Source organism: Allobosea sp. WAO, from assembly GCF_001509835.1.
Classification (GTDB): domain Bacteria; phylum Pseudomonadota; class Alphaproteobacteria; order Rhizobiales; family Beijerinckiaceae; genus Allobosea.
Genome location: NZ_JXTJ01000007.1, coordinates 497,092 through 510,039, shown reverse-complemented (window position 1 = coordinate 510,039; position 12,948 = coordinate 497,092). Strand labels below are relative to the sequence as shown.

The 12,948-nt window shown below is 67.2% G+C and carries 17 protein-coding genes; 8 read left to right on the top strand and 9 right to left on the bottom strand.

Annotation, left to right across the window (positions count from 1 at the left end):
- The first annotated feature begins 323 nt into the window (after positions 1–323).
- Positions 324–2,357 (top strand): M23 family metallopeptidase, encoded by a 2,034-nt coding sequence (locus DK26_RS14835; RefSeq protein WP_066473738.1) that lies wholly within the window; start codon positions 324–326, stop codon positions 2,355–2,357.
- A gap of 30 nt (positions 2,358–2,387) precedes the next feature.
- Positions 2,388–3,305 carry an AEC family transporter gene (locus DK26_RS14830; RefSeq protein ID WP_066473735.1) on the top strand — a complete coding sequence of 306 codons (918 nt, stop codon included), beginning with the start codon at positions 2,388–2,390 and terminating at the stop codon, positions 3,303–3,305.
- A 36-nt stretch (positions 3,306–3,341) separates the two neighbouring features.
- Here the strand turns inward: DK26_RS14830 and gluQRS are convergent, their stop codons facing one another.
- Positions 3,342–4,232 (bottom strand): tRNA glutamyl-Q(34) synthetase GluQRS, encoded by an 891-nt coding sequence (gene gluQRS, locus DK26_RS14825; protein WP_066473882.1) that lies wholly within the window; start codon positions 4,230–4,232, stop codon positions 3,342–3,344.
- Between the two features lie 89 nt (positions 4,233–4,321).
- On the opposite strand from gluQRS, the gene DK26_RS14820 reads away from it, so the two are divergent.
- Positions 4,322–4,963: a DNA-3-methyladenine glycosylase gene (locus tag DK26_RS14820; protein ID WP_066473732.1), complete on the top strand. Its 642-nt coding sequence runs from the start codon at positions 4,322–4,324 to the stop codon at positions 4,961–4,963.
- A gap of 102 nt (positions 4,964–5,065) precedes the next feature.
- Here DK26_RS14820 and DK26_RS14815 read toward each other — a convergent pair whose 3' ends face one another.
- Positions 5,066–5,851 (bottom strand): aldolase/citrate lyase family protein, encoded by a 786-nt coding sequence (locus DK26_RS14815; protein ID WP_066473729.1) that lies wholly within the window; start codon positions 5,849–5,851, stop codon positions 5,066–5,068.
- A gap of 176 nt (positions 5,852–6,027) precedes the next feature.
- Entirely contained in the window at positions 6,028–6,351 is a 324-nt protein-coding gene (locus DK26_RS14810) for a DUF1476 domain-containing protein (protein WP_066473726.1), read from the bottom strand.
- Between the two features lie 401 nt (positions 6,352–6,752).
- Here DK26_RS14810 and purC point away from each other — a divergent pair, with 401 nt between their 5' ends.
- The 4 genes from purC to purQ all read left to right on the top strand — a co-directional run bounded on the left by purC (position 6,753) and on the right by purQ (position 9,153).
- The gene (purC, locus tag DK26_RS14805) at positions 6,753–7,547 is read left to right on the top strand and encodes a phosphoribosylaminoimidazolesuccinocarboxamide synthase (RefSeq protein ID WP_066473723.1); all 795 of its coding nucleotides are present in this window, start codon (positions 6,753–6,755) and stop codon (positions 7,545–7,547) included.
- Between the two features lie 41 nt (positions 7,548–7,588).
- Entirely contained in the window at positions 7,589–8,128 is a 540-nt protein-coding gene (locus DK26_RS14800; protein ID WP_157089653.1) for a hypothetical protein, read from the top strand.
- An 82-nt stretch (positions 8,129–8,210) separates the two neighbouring features.
- A complete protein-coding gene (gene purS, locus DK26_RS14795; RefSeq protein WP_066473714.1) occupies positions 8,211–8,453 on the top strand; it encodes a phosphoribosylformylglycinamidine synthase subunit PurS in 243 nt (80 codons plus the stop codon).
- Between the two features lie 4 nt (positions 8,454–8,457).
- Positions 8,458–9,153, top strand: coding sequence for a phosphoribosylformylglycinamidine synthase subunit PurQ (purQ, locus tag DK26_RS14790; protein WP_066473712.1), 696 nt, complete (start codon positions 8,458–8,460; stop codon positions 9,151–9,153).
- Positions 9,154–9,300: 147 nt separating this feature from the next.
- Here the strand turns inward: purQ and DK26_RS14785 are convergent, their stop codons facing one another.
- From DK26_RS14785 to DK26_RS14775, 4 genes are all read right to left on the bottom strand, one after another.
- Positions 9,301–9,900, bottom strand: coding sequence for a DsbE family thiol:disulfide interchange protein (locus tag DK26_RS14785; protein WP_066473711.1), 600 nt, complete (start codon positions 9,898–9,900; stop codon positions 9,301–9,303).
- Positions 9,897–10,073 (bottom strand): heme exporter protein CcmD, encoded by a 177-nt coding sequence (gene ccmD / locus DK26_RS28555; protein WP_083533234.1) that lies wholly within the window; start codon positions 10,071–10,073, stop codon positions 9,897–9,899. Before ccmD ends, DK26_RS14785 begins: the two co-directional genes overlap by 4 nt.
- A gap of 13 nt (positions 10,074–10,086) precedes the next feature.
- Positions 10,087–10,845, bottom strand: coding sequence for a heme ABC transporter permease (locus tag DK26_RS14780; protein WP_066473710.1), 759 nt, complete (start codon positions 10,843–10,845; stop codon positions 10,087–10,089).
- A 105-nt stretch (positions 10,846–10,950) separates the two neighbouring features.
- Positions 10,951–11,193, bottom strand: coding sequence for a hypothetical protein (locus DK26_RS14775; protein ID WP_066473709.1), 243 nt, complete (start codon positions 11,191–11,193; stop codon positions 10,951–10,953).
- A 210-nt stretch (positions 11,194–11,403) separates the two neighbouring features.
- Between DK26_RS14775 and DK26_RS14770 the strand changes: the two genes are divergently transcribed.
- On the top strand, positions 11,404–11,616 hold the full coding sequence (locus DK26_RS14770; protein WP_066473707.1) for a hypothetical protein: 213 nt from the start codon (positions 11,404–11,406) through the stop codon (positions 11,614–11,616).
- A gap of 21 nt (positions 11,617–11,637) precedes the next feature.
- On the opposite strand, the gene ccmB is transcribed toward DK26_RS14770, so the two are convergent.
- Together ccmB and ccmA are read right to left on the bottom strand one after the other, a co-directional pair.
- The gene (gene ccmB, locus DK26_RS14765) at positions 11,638–12,306 is read right to left on the bottom strand and encodes a heme exporter protein CcmB (protein WP_066473705.1); all 669 of its coding nucleotides are present in this window, start codon (positions 12,304–12,306) and stop codon (positions 11,638–11,640) included.
- Complete coding sequence (gene ccmA, locus DK26_RS14760; RefSeq protein ID WP_066473879.1) at positions 12,303–12,899, bottom strand: heme ABC exporter ATP-binding protein CcmA; 597 nt, start codon at positions 12,897–12,899, stop codon at positions 12,303–12,305. Before ccmA ends, ccmB begins: the two co-directional genes overlap by 4 nt.
- Positions 12,900–12,948 lie beyond the last annotated feature (49 nt).

The following is a 12,948-nucleotide window of genomic DNA, read 5'->3' as shown; positions in this document are numbered from 1 at the left end:
CTTCATGAAGTTTTTTAGACAAAGATGCAGAGAGACGAAATTTGGGCCGACAATCAAAGGCTTACGAGACAGGCCGCGGTGGGACACGGTCCCTCCGTGTATGACGCCCTCGAATCCAGCCTGGAGAGCGAGTCGGGAGGTCCGCCCGCAAAGGGCCGCATTCCCCCTTCACTGCCCTTCGCGCGCGGCTGCCCGTCCACTCCCGTGGGTTAGATTTGATTCCCACGCGCGAGGAAGGCATGCTCGTGTCGGTTTTTTAGGAGAACCTGCCGCCTGCGGCACCAGCCCGTCGGGCGATCAACGGATTCGGCCAAGCTCACCACATGAACGCCCCCCCCGAACTGAGATTGCCGCATGAGCCGCTCACGCCCGAAGCGGCGGCGCTGCTCGTCGATCTCGGCATCGATCCGCCGATCCAGCCGGCGGGCGCGTCCCCGATCGGGCTCGACCGGCGCGGCGTCTCCCTGCGCTGGCTTTCCGCCTGCATGCTGGTCGGCTCCTGCGGCGCGGCCTTGCTCGGCGGCGCGATTCTCGTGGCGATGCGCGGCGACACCAGTTTCGCCGAGCGTCCGGAGACGGTGACGGCGCGCCAGGTCAGCGGCGCCGGCGGCGGCGCCCGCAAGGGCGACAAGCTCGTCGCCGAACAGCCGATCGCTTCGGCCAGGCACACCGCCCGCGCCCCGATGTCCCAGCGCGTCGGCGACCGCGAGGTCATCAAGGTCCGCCCCTATGTGCGCCTCGCCTCGAATCTCTCACTGACCACCGGCGTCTATGCCACCAACATTCCGCCCTTCAATCCGCTGCGACTCTTCGCCGAGGGCGCTCCGGGTAGCGAACGCTATGCCGAGCCGGTGACGGAACTGCCCGATGCCGACGTCTCGATCACCAAGCGCGACCTCGCCGAACTCACCATCCAGTCGACCAGGGCCAATCTGAGCGACGCCGAGGTGACCGCGCAGATGGAAGAGGAGCGCGCCAACCTCGCCGCCAGCGACCGCCGGGCCGCATTGCCGATCCCGCCGCAGCTGATGCTCAGCCGCACGCTCGGCCAGGGCGCCGCGGCCGCGGCGACCGGCGATCTCCTCGGCTACGCGCCAGCGACCGACACCTCCTTCTCCGGCATCGAGGTCCGCGTCGTCCCCGAGAACGTCACCAATGCGCTGAAGGCGCCGATCGCCGCGACCCGCGAGCCGCAGGTCGAGGAGAAGCTGTTGATCACCCGCCGTGGCGAGAATTTCGAGACGGTGGTCCGCAATGCCGGCGCCAGCCGCGACCAGATCGTTTCGATGATCAACGCCTTCGGCGGCAAGGTGAAGGTCGCCGCCCTCCCGGAAGGCCAGGTGCTGCAGGCCCTGTTCGCTCCCGGGCCGCGGCCGGGCGACAGCCGCCAGATCGTCCGCGTTTCGCTCCTGGAAAACGGACGGCCGGCGGCCATGGTCGCCGTCAACGACAAGGGCGTCTTCACCCCCGTCGCCCTGCCTAGGGCCGAGCCGCTCAGCCCGCAGCAGAAGGCTCAGACCGGCAATGACGACGAGGAAGACGAGGACGAGGAGAGCGGCGGCTCCGGCGCCCGCCTCTATGAAAGCCTCTACGAGACCGGGTTGCGCCACGACCTGCCGCGTCCGCTGATCGACGAGCTCGTCCGCATCTTCTCCTATGACCTCGACTTCCAGCAGCGCGTGCGCGGCGGCGACAATCTCGAGGTCATCTTCACCGACGAGGATGAGGGCGACCGCCCCGAAATCCTCTCAGCCTCCCTGACGATCGGCGGCGAGACCCGTCAGGTCTACCGTTTCCAGGCGCCCGAGGACGGGCTGATCGACTATTTCGATCCGGAAGGTCGCTCGCTGAAGAAGTTCCTGCTGCGCAAGCCGATCAGCGATGCCGAGATGCGCTCCGGCTTCGGCATGCGCTACCACCCGATCATGCGCTATTCGAAGATGCACACCGGCGTCGACTGGGCGAACAAGATCGGCACGCCGATCCTCGCGGCCGGTAATGGCACGATCATCAAGGCCGAATGGGATTCCGGCTATGGCCGGCGCATCGAGATCCAGCACGCCAATGGTTACGTCACCAGCTATTCGCACCAATCGGCCTTCGCCAAGGGCATCGCCCCCGGCGTCAAGGTCCGGCAGGGGCAGGTGATCGGCTTCCTCGGCAATACCGGCCTCTCGACCGGCCCGCATCTGCACTACGAGGTCATGGTCAACGGCAACTTCGTCAACCCGATGAAGATCAAGGTGCCGCGCGGGCGCGAGCTCGAGGGCCGTACCCTCGCCGAATTCAACCGCCAGCGCGACGAGATCCAGGGGCTGATCGTCCGGGCCGGGGGCCAGACCGCGCAGGCGCGCTGAGCCTCGTTCCGCGCCGGAGCAAGACGCCCGATGCTGTCCTCGCTGCTGATCGTCCTGCCCGTCTTCGGCCTGATCGCGCTCGGCTATGGCGCGCGCTGGACAAGAATCCTGCGCGAGACGACCGGCGAAGGCCTCTCCGATTTCGTCTTCGTCCTTGCCGTGCCCTGCCTGCTGTTCAAGACGCTGGCGACGGCGGCAATCCCCGCCGACCAGCCCTGGGGCTACTGGATCTCCTATTTCACCGGGCTCGGCGTGGTCTGGCTGATCGCCCAACTGGTGGCGCAGCGCATCTTCAAGCGCAGCGGGCCGGAGCTCGTCGTTTCGGGCTTCGCCGCCGCCCAGTCGAACACCGTCTTCGTCGGCATTCCGATGATCCTCAAGGCCTATGGCGACGCCGGTGCCGTTCCGCTCGGCCTGCTGCTCGTCGTCCACCTGCCGGTGACGATGACGATCGCGACCCTGCTGGCGGAACGCGGTTCGGCCTCGTTCGCGCTGCTGGCGAAACGCCTTTTCACGCACCCGATCATCCTCGGCATCCTGCTCGGCGCTGCCGCCCGGCCTGTCATCGGCCACTTTCCGGCACCGCTCTGGACCATCATCGACCTGCTCGCCGCGGCGGCCGTGCCCTGCGCGCTGATCAGCCTCGGCATCGCGCTGCGCCGCTATGGCCTGGCCTCCGGCATCGGCTTGCCGCTGGTGCTGAGCACGCTCAAGCTGATCGTCCACCCACTGATCGTCTGGGTGCTGGCGACGCAGGTCTTCAACATGCCGCCAGCCTGGGCGGGCGTCGCCGTGCTCTTCGCCGCCTGCCCCTGCGGGATCAACGCCTATCTCTTCGCCGAGCGCTACCGCCAGGGCGTCGCCGATGCCTCGAGCGCAATCGCGCTGTCGACGGCGCTCTCGCTGTTCACCACCATCGGCTGGCTGACTTGGCTCGGGGCGGGTTGAACCACAGCGCGGCCGACTGGTCCGCCAGCGAGCGATTCACGTGAAACCAAGCTGCCGCCGGATCTCGGCAGGCGTCACCCCTTGCGCCCGCAGATCGGCGAGACCTGGCGACTGCCGGCTCTTCGCCAGCTTCTGGCCGGTCTCGTCGGCCAAGAGCCGATGAAAATGATAGAGCGGCGTCGGCAGTCCGAGCAGGCGCTGCAGCACGACGTGGATATCGGTCGCCGCCTCGAGATCGCGGCCACGCACGATATGGCTGACGCCCTGAATGGCATCGTCGACGACGACGGAAAGATGATAGCTCGTCGGCACATCCTTCCGCGCCAGCACGACATCGCCCCAGCGTGCAGGATCGACCGCGATCCGCTGCTCGTCCCCCGACGCATCGAAAACGGAGTAGGCAAAAGCGGGACAGGATAGATTCGCGCTTGCGAGCGCGCGATCCATGGCGAGACGCAGCACATGCGGTTCGCCGGCCGCCATCCGCTCGTCTCTCTCCTTTTCGGACAGGTCGCGGCAGCTTCCCGGATAGAGCGGCGCGCCGTCCGGATCGCGCGGCCAGGGCTTTCCGGTCTCCGCTTCGCGCCGCGCGACCGCCAGCTTCACATCCTGTCTCGAGCAGAAGCAGGGATAGACCAGCGCCATCTCCTGCAGCCGCGCCAGCGCGCTGCGATAATCGTCGAAATGCTCGGATTGCCTGCGGACCGCGCCGTCGAAACGCACACCGAGCCAGGCCAGGTCCTCGTCGATGCCTTGCTCGAACTCCGGCCGGCAGCGCGTCAGGTCGATATCCTCGATCCGTAGCAGCAGCTGGCCATCAAAGCGCGTGCAAAGCTGCGCACTGGTCAGCGCCGAGAGCGCGTGGCCGAGATGCAGCCGCCCGTTCGGGCTCGGAGCGAAACGGAAAACGGGTGGGGACTTCGCCATCGCCTCCTGTCTATGGTCGGAGCCGAGCGTCGCCAAGCCCGCGCTCTCCTGACAGGATCGGCGCAAACCTGCACCATAGATTGCCTGCCATGCCGAGAATCACCTGCGACGCCGATCTTGAGGAGGGCATGGCTGCCCTCGCCACCCTCGACCCCGCCTGGGAGCCAATCATCGCGCGCACAGGCATCCCGCCGCTGCGCCGGCGCGACAGCGGCTTTATCAGCCTCGCTTCGATCATCGTCTCGCAGCAACTTTCGGTCGCCAGCGCCCGGGCGGTTTGGGCAAGACTGGAAGGCGTGTTCGACCCGCTGACGCCGGAGCGGGTTCTGGTCGCGAGCGATGAGGAGATGCGGCTGTCCGGCCTGTCGCGGCCGAAACAGAAGACGCTGCGCGCCGTCGCGACCGCGATCGCCGAAGGCCGGCTTGACCTCGCCGGGCTGGAGACGGCGACACCCGAATTCGTGCATGAGCACATGACCGCCGTCTCCGGCATCGGGCCCTGGACGGCGGATGTCTATCTGCTGTTCTGCCTCGGCCACCGCGACGGCTTCGCCGCCGGTGATCTTGCCGTGCAGGAGGCGGCGAAGCTCGCCTTCGGGCTGGCGGCCCGGCCGAAACCGGCCGAGCTCCTCGCCCTCGCCGAGGCCTGGCGCCCCTGGCGCGGCGTCGCGGCCCGCTTGCTCTGGGCCTACTACGCCGCACTCAAGGCGCGCGAAGGCGTCAACGCCTGAGCATTTCCGAGCGAAGTGGGCTCCGGTTCGCGTGAAGAAAATGCGATGAACAAAGACTACGAGCACTCCCGCGCCTCGGAGAAGCGCGGGAGTGCTCGGGCTTCAACCCTTGATGATCTTGAGCGCTGCCTGGCTCGCCGCGCGCAGCAGGCCGGTATCGCTCATCACCGTGACGAGCCGCGCGCCCATCTCGACGCCCTGCTTGGCCCGCTCGGCGCTCGCCGCATAGAACGCGACCGGCTTGTTCACCGCATTGGCACGGGCCACGATATGGCGCACCGCGTCGTCGACCTCCTTGGCGGAGGCGTTGACGGAAGCACCGCCCGAGAGCGCGATCGACAGGTCGGAAGGGCCGACGAAGAGCGCGTCGATCCCGTCGAGGGCGAGGATGTCGTCGACGATCGCCATCGCCTCGCGGGTTTCGATCATCGCGAAGGTCAGCGAGAAGTCGTTGGCCTGCCGGAGATAGCCGTTCTGGTCGAGCCCGGAGGCGCCGAGGCCGCCATAGCTGCCCCAGCTGCGCTCGCCGTGCGGCGGATACTTGGCATAAGCGGCGAGGCGGCGCGCATCCTCGATCGTGTTGATCATCGGCGCGATCACGCCGGACGCACCGGAATCGAACAGCTTCGAGACGTTCTGGAACTCGCCGACCGCGATGCGTGCCAGGGCCGGCTTGCCGGCCGCGTTGATCAGCGGGATCGCGCGGATGACCTCGCCCAGCGTGATCGGGCCATGCTGCATGTCGAGCGTGACCGCGTCGAAGCCTTCCTGCGCCAGGATCGCCGAGACGCTCGGATCCGGGAGGCCGCACCAGGCGGAAAGCAGCGTCTCACCCTTGGCGAGACGGTCTGCGAGCGAGGAGAGCACGGTCGGCTTGGTGGCGGTCATCGGGCAGCTTCATCCGGTTGCGGCCGCTCTTCGTCGGCGGCGCGCTGAAACTGGACCCAATTGCGGGCCAAAGGCAAACAATCCGGCATGCACCCTGCTCGGGGACGCCTTGCGAATCGCGCGCCTTTCCCCACCGGCAGCCGCGCCTGCCGGGCGCGGCCCCGTGGCGAGGCGCCTCAGCGCCCGGCCTGGATCTCTTCGGCCGCCCGGATCAGTAGATCCTGCATGACCTGGCGGATCTCGGTGTCGCCGGCCGCGACATTGCCAGCCGCGAAATCGGCCTTGACCTTGCGCACCACGTCCTCGTCGCCGGCTTCCTCGAAATCGGCCAGCACGACCGACTTGGCATAGGCCTCGGCGTCGGCACCGCTCTTGCCGAGCTTCTCCGCAGCCCAGAGGCCGAGCAGCTTGTTGCGGCGCGCCATCGCCTTGAAACGCAGCTCCTCGTCATGCGCGAACTTGTTCTCGAAGGCATCCTTGCGCTGGTCGAATGTCGCCATGACGGTTCTGTTCCTCTCCGGAATCGCGGGGCTCGTGGCAGATCGGTCTAAATCGGCCTTCCCCGCCATATAGAATGCGACGGCCGACGCGGCTAGAGCACCTACCGCTCGGCGTGGCTCAACTTGGCAGGCCTCGGGGCTCCTGGCCTTGGCCTTGCTACAGCTCGTCACGGGCGGGGCGGTGGCGTTTCACGGCCCCTCGGCGCCCTTTGTTGCGTTTGCAGCGCGAAAGGCCCATATAGCGCGAAGCGTGGCAGTTCCGTTTGGAAGCATGCGCGCGAGAGCCAGCCGGATCGGCGCGTCAGGATCGAACTCGAAAGAGCAACGGGATTGCGCGACAGCGTGCTGAACAGGGCCAAGATCCCGCCGCGGGAAACCGCGACCAGAGAGAGGCCGACCCTTTGGATTTCCTCAAGCCACGGTATATCCCGATGAACCGCCGTCGTCGCATTTACGAAGGCAAGGCGAAAGTCCTCTATGAAGGACCGGAGCCTGGCACGCTGATCCAGCATTTCAAGGACGACGCGACCGCCTTCAATGCCAAGAAGCATGAAGTGATCGACGGCAAGGGCGTGCTGAACAACCGCATCTCCGAGCACATCTTCAGCAACCTGAACGATATCGGCGTCCCCACGCACTTCATCCGCCGCCTGAACATGCGCGAGCAGCTGATTCGCGAGGTCGAGATCATTCCGCTCGAGGTCGTGGTCCGCAACGTCGCCGCCGGCTCGCTGTCGACCAAGCTCGGCCTCGAGGAAGGCACGCAGCTGCCGCGCTCGATCATCGAGTTCTATTACAAGAACGACGCGCTGAACGACCCGATGGTCTCGGAAGAGCACATCACCGCCTTCGGCTGGGCGACGCCCCAGGAGATCGACGACATCATGGCGCTCGCCATCCGCGTCAACGATTTCCTATCCGGCCTCTTCCTCGGCGCCGGCATCCGTCTCGTCGACTTCAAGATGGAATGCGGCCGCCTCTGGGAAGGCGACATGATGCGCATCGTCGTCGCCGACGAGATCAGCCCCGATTCCTGCCGTCTCTGGGACATCAAGTCGAAGGACAAGATGGACAAGGACCGCTTCCGCCGCGACATGGGCGGGCTGATCGAGGCCTATACCGAGGTGGCGCGCCGCCTCGGCATCATGGGCGAGAACGAAAAAACCGGCCCGGCCGGGCCGCGCCTGGTGCAGTGAGCGCCGGGATCGCTGTCGAACCGACATCGAAACGGGGGCGCTTGCGCTCCCGTTTGCGTTTTGGCGCGCTGGCGCTGGCCGTCGTGCTGCTCGCCGGCTGCGCGGACCATTTCGGGCCGGGCCTCGTCCAGCTCGCCGCAGGCCGCGGCTGGGAGCCGCTGCCGATCCAGAGCTGGGTCGTCAATGACGGCATCACCCCGAAGGCGATCGTCTATTGCCCGCCTGAGGACTGCGTCCGCCCCGGCGTCGCCGCCCTGCTGAGCTTCGAGGGCCGCGAGGCGATCGAGATGGAGCGTGCGCTGGCGCTCGACCCCGCCCGACTCGCCCGCGCCTTCGCGAAGCCTGCGAACAGCAAAACGAAGAAGCCGGCCAAGCCGGCGAGCACCACCACCGTCTCGCGCTTCAAGCTCGACGGCACCAACGGCATCCTGGTCGAGATACGCGCCAAGGAGGGCCACCGCCTCGCGTCGACCGCGATCCTTTACGCCCGCAAGGACAAGGTGCTTTCGCTCGCCATCGCCGTCACCAATGATTCGCAGGCCGCCCGTGACTATGTCCGCGCCACCTGGGAAAGCCGCTGAGACAGCGTCCGAGACCAGCAAAGAGTTGAGCCGGCGCCGATTCACCGCTAAGCCACCGCCAAACTTCCGACCGGAGATCAAGATGAAAGCCCGCGTCACCGTCACCCTCAAGACCGGCGTGCTCGACCCGCAGGGCAAGGCCATCGAGGGTGCGCTCAAATCCCTCGGCATCGCTGGCGTCGGCTCCGTGCGCCAGGGCAAGGTCTTCGACATCGAGCTCGACGGCGCCGACAAGGCCGTGGCCGAGGAGACCCTCAAGGCCGCCTGCGAAAAGCTGCTCGCCAATACGGTGATCGAGAACTATCGCGTCGAGATCGGAGCCTGAGCCGATGAAAGCCGCCGTCATCACCTTTCCAGGCTCCAACCGCGACGGCGACGTCGCCAAGGCCTTGAAGCAGGCCGGCGCCACCGTCGCCCATGTCTGGCATGGCGACCACGAGTTGCCGGCAGGGACCGACCTCGTCGTGCTGCCCGGCGGCTTTTCCTATGGCGACTATCTGCGCTGCGGCGCCATTGCCGGCCGCGCCCATATCATGGATGCGACGCGGGCCCATGCGGCGCGCGGCGGCCTCGTGCTCGGCATCTGCAACGGCTTCCAGATCGCCTGCGAATCCGGCCTTCTGCCGGGCGTTCTCGCCCGCAACGCCAATCTGAAATTCGTCTGCAAGCGCCAGCATCTGCGCGTCGAGCGCAACGACACGGCCTTCACCTCCGCCTATGCCAAGGGGCAGATCATCGATGTCTGCATCGCCCATGGCGAAGGCAATTACATCTGTGATGCCGAGACCCTGGCCCGGCTCGAAGGCGAGGGCCTCGTCGCCTTCCGCTATTGCGATGCCGAAGGTCAGATCACGGCCGAGGCGGATCCGAACGGCTCGCTCAACCACATCGCCGGCATCTATTCGCCGAACCGCAATGTGCTCGGCCTGATGCCGCATCCAGAGAACCTGATCGACGGGCTCGTCGGCGGCACCGACGGGCGCGGCATGTTCGAGAGCCTGGTCAACGGCCGCAAGGCGGCCTGAGGCGCTCACCTCGTTCTCAGAGGGAGCGACGGCACGAACGCGCGCGCCCCATGAACACCGGTGTTTCGAGAAAGCTGCGCTCGTCGCAGCTTTTTTCGTTTCAAGGCGGGCTTCAGCAGTCCCGCCCGACCACGGCGCAGGCGCGCCTCACTTCACCAGTGCTGCCGCCTTCGCCAGCATCTTGGCGGCGCTTTCGCCGGTCAGCGCCCCGACATGCTTGTCGACGATGCGCCCGTCCGGGCCGATCAGGAAGGTCTCGGGCACGCCATAGACGCCCCATTCGATCGCGGCGCGGCCGGGACGATCGACCCCGACGGCCGAATAGGGGTTTCCGAGCGCGCCCAGGAAGCGGCGGGCATTCTCGGCCTCGTCCTTGTAGTTCATGCCCACCAGCACGACCTTGCCCTGCTTGACCGCTGGCGACTCGCCCATCGCGACCAGGAAGGGATGCTCGACCCGGCAAGGCGCGCACCAGCTGGCGAAGACGTTGACGATCGTCGCCTTGCCCTTGGCGAGATCGGCCATGCCGAAGGCAGGCACCTGCTTGCCGTCACGCTGCAGGCCTTCCAGCTCGGTCAGCGTGACCGCCGGCGCCGGCTTGCCGATCAGCGCCGAGGGGACCTTGCTGGCATCGCCGGAGAACAGGCCCGCCAGGAAAACCAGCGCCAGCGCCCCGAACAGGATGAGGGGTATGGCGAAAAGCCAGGGCGAGCGCCTGGCCGGCGTTTCAGCGGAGGTCTCGCTCATGACGTCTTCCGTTCGGAGCGGCGGCCGATACCCTGCTGTTCCAGCAGCGCCAGCGCGCGGCGCTGGGCCCGGCGGTCGAGCAGGATTGCTACAGCGAGCCCGCTGAGGATCAGGGCCGAGGCCAGATAGGCGGCGAGGATGAAGCCGCCATGGGGTCCAAGTCCTGTGATCATCGCGTCGCCCGCATCATTCTGCCGCCTGCAGGGACAGCCGGTCGAGGCGCTCCGCCTCGAGGATCTTCAGGGTCCGCACGCGCCGGCGCAGCAGTTCCGCTTGCATCGCGACCGCGTGTAGCCACAGCGCCGCCAGGGTGAAGCCGATGGCCAGGATCAGCAGCGGCCAGAGCATCGAGGTATGGATGGTCGGCCCGCTCAGCCGCAGCACCGAAGCCGGCTGGTGCAGGGTGCTCCACCAGTCGACCGAGAATTTGATGATCGGAATGTTGACGCTGCCGACCAGCGTCAGGATCGCGACCGCGCGTCCGGCCCGCGAAGGCTCGTCGATCGCGCGCCTCAGGGCGATGACGCCGAGATAGAGCAGGAACAGCACCAGCATCGAGGTCAGCCGCGCATCCCAGACCCAGTAGGTCCCCCACATCGGCTTGCCCCAGAACGAGCCGGTGAGCAGGCAGACCAGAGCGAACGCAGCCCCAATCGGCGCCGCCGCCTGCTGCGCGACATCGGCGAGCGGATGCCGCCAGATCAGCACGCCAAGCGCCGAGCAGGCCATCATCGAGTAGAACATCATCGCCAGCCAGGCGGCCGGCACATGCAGGTACATGATGCGGATGGTCTCGCCCTGCTGGTAATCGGCCGGCGCAACGAACCAGGCGAGATAGAAGCCGACGAGCAGCAGCAGCACCGCCAAACCAGCGATCCACGGCAGCAGCAAATTCGAGACACGCATGAAGCGCGCCGGATTGGCCAGTTCGATCAGGCTTGCCATGGGCTCGCGCTAAGGGACGGTGCTCTTCTTTCGACCAGAGAGCATGTAGCAACCGCCGGCCGCGCTCACAATCCGGCGGTTGCGCCTGCGACGTTAGAGCCGCCTCTAGGCCTCGTCCTTGTCCAGCGAATCGTTGGCACCGCTTTTGTCGACCACGCCGAAGCTGCCGGACCGCACACCTTCGCCCGCGAGCGCGAAGCCCTCGGCGAGCAGGCCGCGGCGCAGCAACTCCCGTACCGCGGCTGCGCGGCTCGGCATGCGCTTCTCGAAGCGCCAGTTCTCGACGGCTCGCAATTCCGCGGCACTGAGCATGATCTGCAGCCGCTCGCCGCGTTCAAGGTCCGACATGGTGCGCCCCCGCCGCACTGCAAATGAGTAAGTGATGATATAGGCGGCTCCTGCTCAAGCGCAAGCGCTGCCAACTCTTCAGCAACCACCGTCGGCTGAGCGTCATGCGCCGGAGCCTCAACTGGCGCAGGCTACTAACTAATTGAAATAATTATCTTTTTGTTGACTTGGAGGCCTTCGAACCCTAGGGTCACCGCAGGAGGGATTGCCATGCTCGTCAAGCTATCTGATCCCATGCAGCGGGAGATCGAGGCGACAGTGCGCCTCAAGGCCGGCGAGTCCCGCGTGCTCGATGTCTTTGCGGTCGCCGAAGAGGTGCAATTGCGCTTCCAGGACGCCAATGTCGCGCTGGAAGACATCGCCGCCCTCGTCGCCAGGCTGGGCGCGCAGAGTGGTTGCGCGCTCGAGCTCGACGGCGCCTGACCCAACCAGCGGCCTGAAGCCCTATTCCGACTGTCGCAGCGCAGCCGCGGCAGCGATGCAGCCGACCACGATCGCGCAAAGCGTGATCGCAGCGAGGATCAGCAGTGGTGTGCCGGCCGGTAGCGGCCCGCCGCGCGCAGCATCCACCGCCGAGACCCCGAAGATCAGCACCGGCACCGTCAGCGGCGCGACGATCACCGGCAGGATCAGCCCGCCGCGGCGCAGGCTCGCCGTCAGCGCCGCCGCCGATGCGCCGATGAAGCTCAGCGCTGGCGTTCCGACGATAAGACTCGCGACCAGCGGCAGGATCGCCTCGGCCGGCAAGGCGACGAGCAGGCCGAGCAATGGCGCCGCCAGCGCCAGCGGCAGCCCGGTCGTCAGCCAGTGCGTCACCCCCTTGGCGAACACCGCAAGCTCCAGCGGCAACGGCGAGGCGCGCATCAATTCGAGCGAACCGTCCTCCTCATCGGCCTGGAACAGCCGGTCGAGCCCGATCAAGGTCGAGAGCAGCGCTCCCAGCCAGAGGATCGCCGGGCCGATGCGCGAGAGCAGGTTGAGATCCGGCCCGAGCGCGAAGGGGATCAGCACGACCACGGTCAGGAAGAAGACCAGCGCGAGTTCGCCGCCGCCGCCGGCGCGGGCAGCAAGAGCAAGGTCGCGTCTGAGCACGGCAAGGAAAGCGCGCCTCACGGGCCGATCCTGAGTTCGCGCGCGGCATCGATGCCGAGCGGCCCATGCGTCGCCGCCAGGATCGCGCCGCCGGCGGCCAGATGCGCCTGCATCAGCCCGACCAGCATCTTCTGGGCATTCACATCGAGTGCCGCCGCCGGCTCGTCGAGCAGCCAGAGCGGCCGCGCCGCGACGAGAAGCCGGGCCAGCGCCACGCGCCGCCGCTGCCCGGCCGAGAGATAGCCGACCGGAAGTGCGCCGACATGCGGCAGGCCGACCGCTTCCAGCGCCTGTTCCGGCGTGGCGGCCGCGCCGCCGAGCAGATCCTGGGCGAAGCGCAGATTCTCCGTCGCCGTCAGCGCGCTCTTCAACCCGTCGCGATGGCCGACGAGATGGGCCGCCTCGGTCAGCGGCGTCTCGCCAAGCCCCTCAAGCCGGATCGTGCCGGCCTCCGGCCGCAGGCGCCCGCAGAGCATCGCGATCAGGCTCGACTTGCCGGCGCCGTTGCGCCCGGTCAGCGCCAGCGCCTCGCCATTGCCGAGCCGGAAGCCGACCCCCTCGAAGATCAGTCGCCCGCCGCGCCGGCAGACGAGGCCCTCGGCGCTCAATGTCAGGGTCTGATGGGAAATCTGCGTCACGAAACCCGCGCTTTTCCTCGAACAT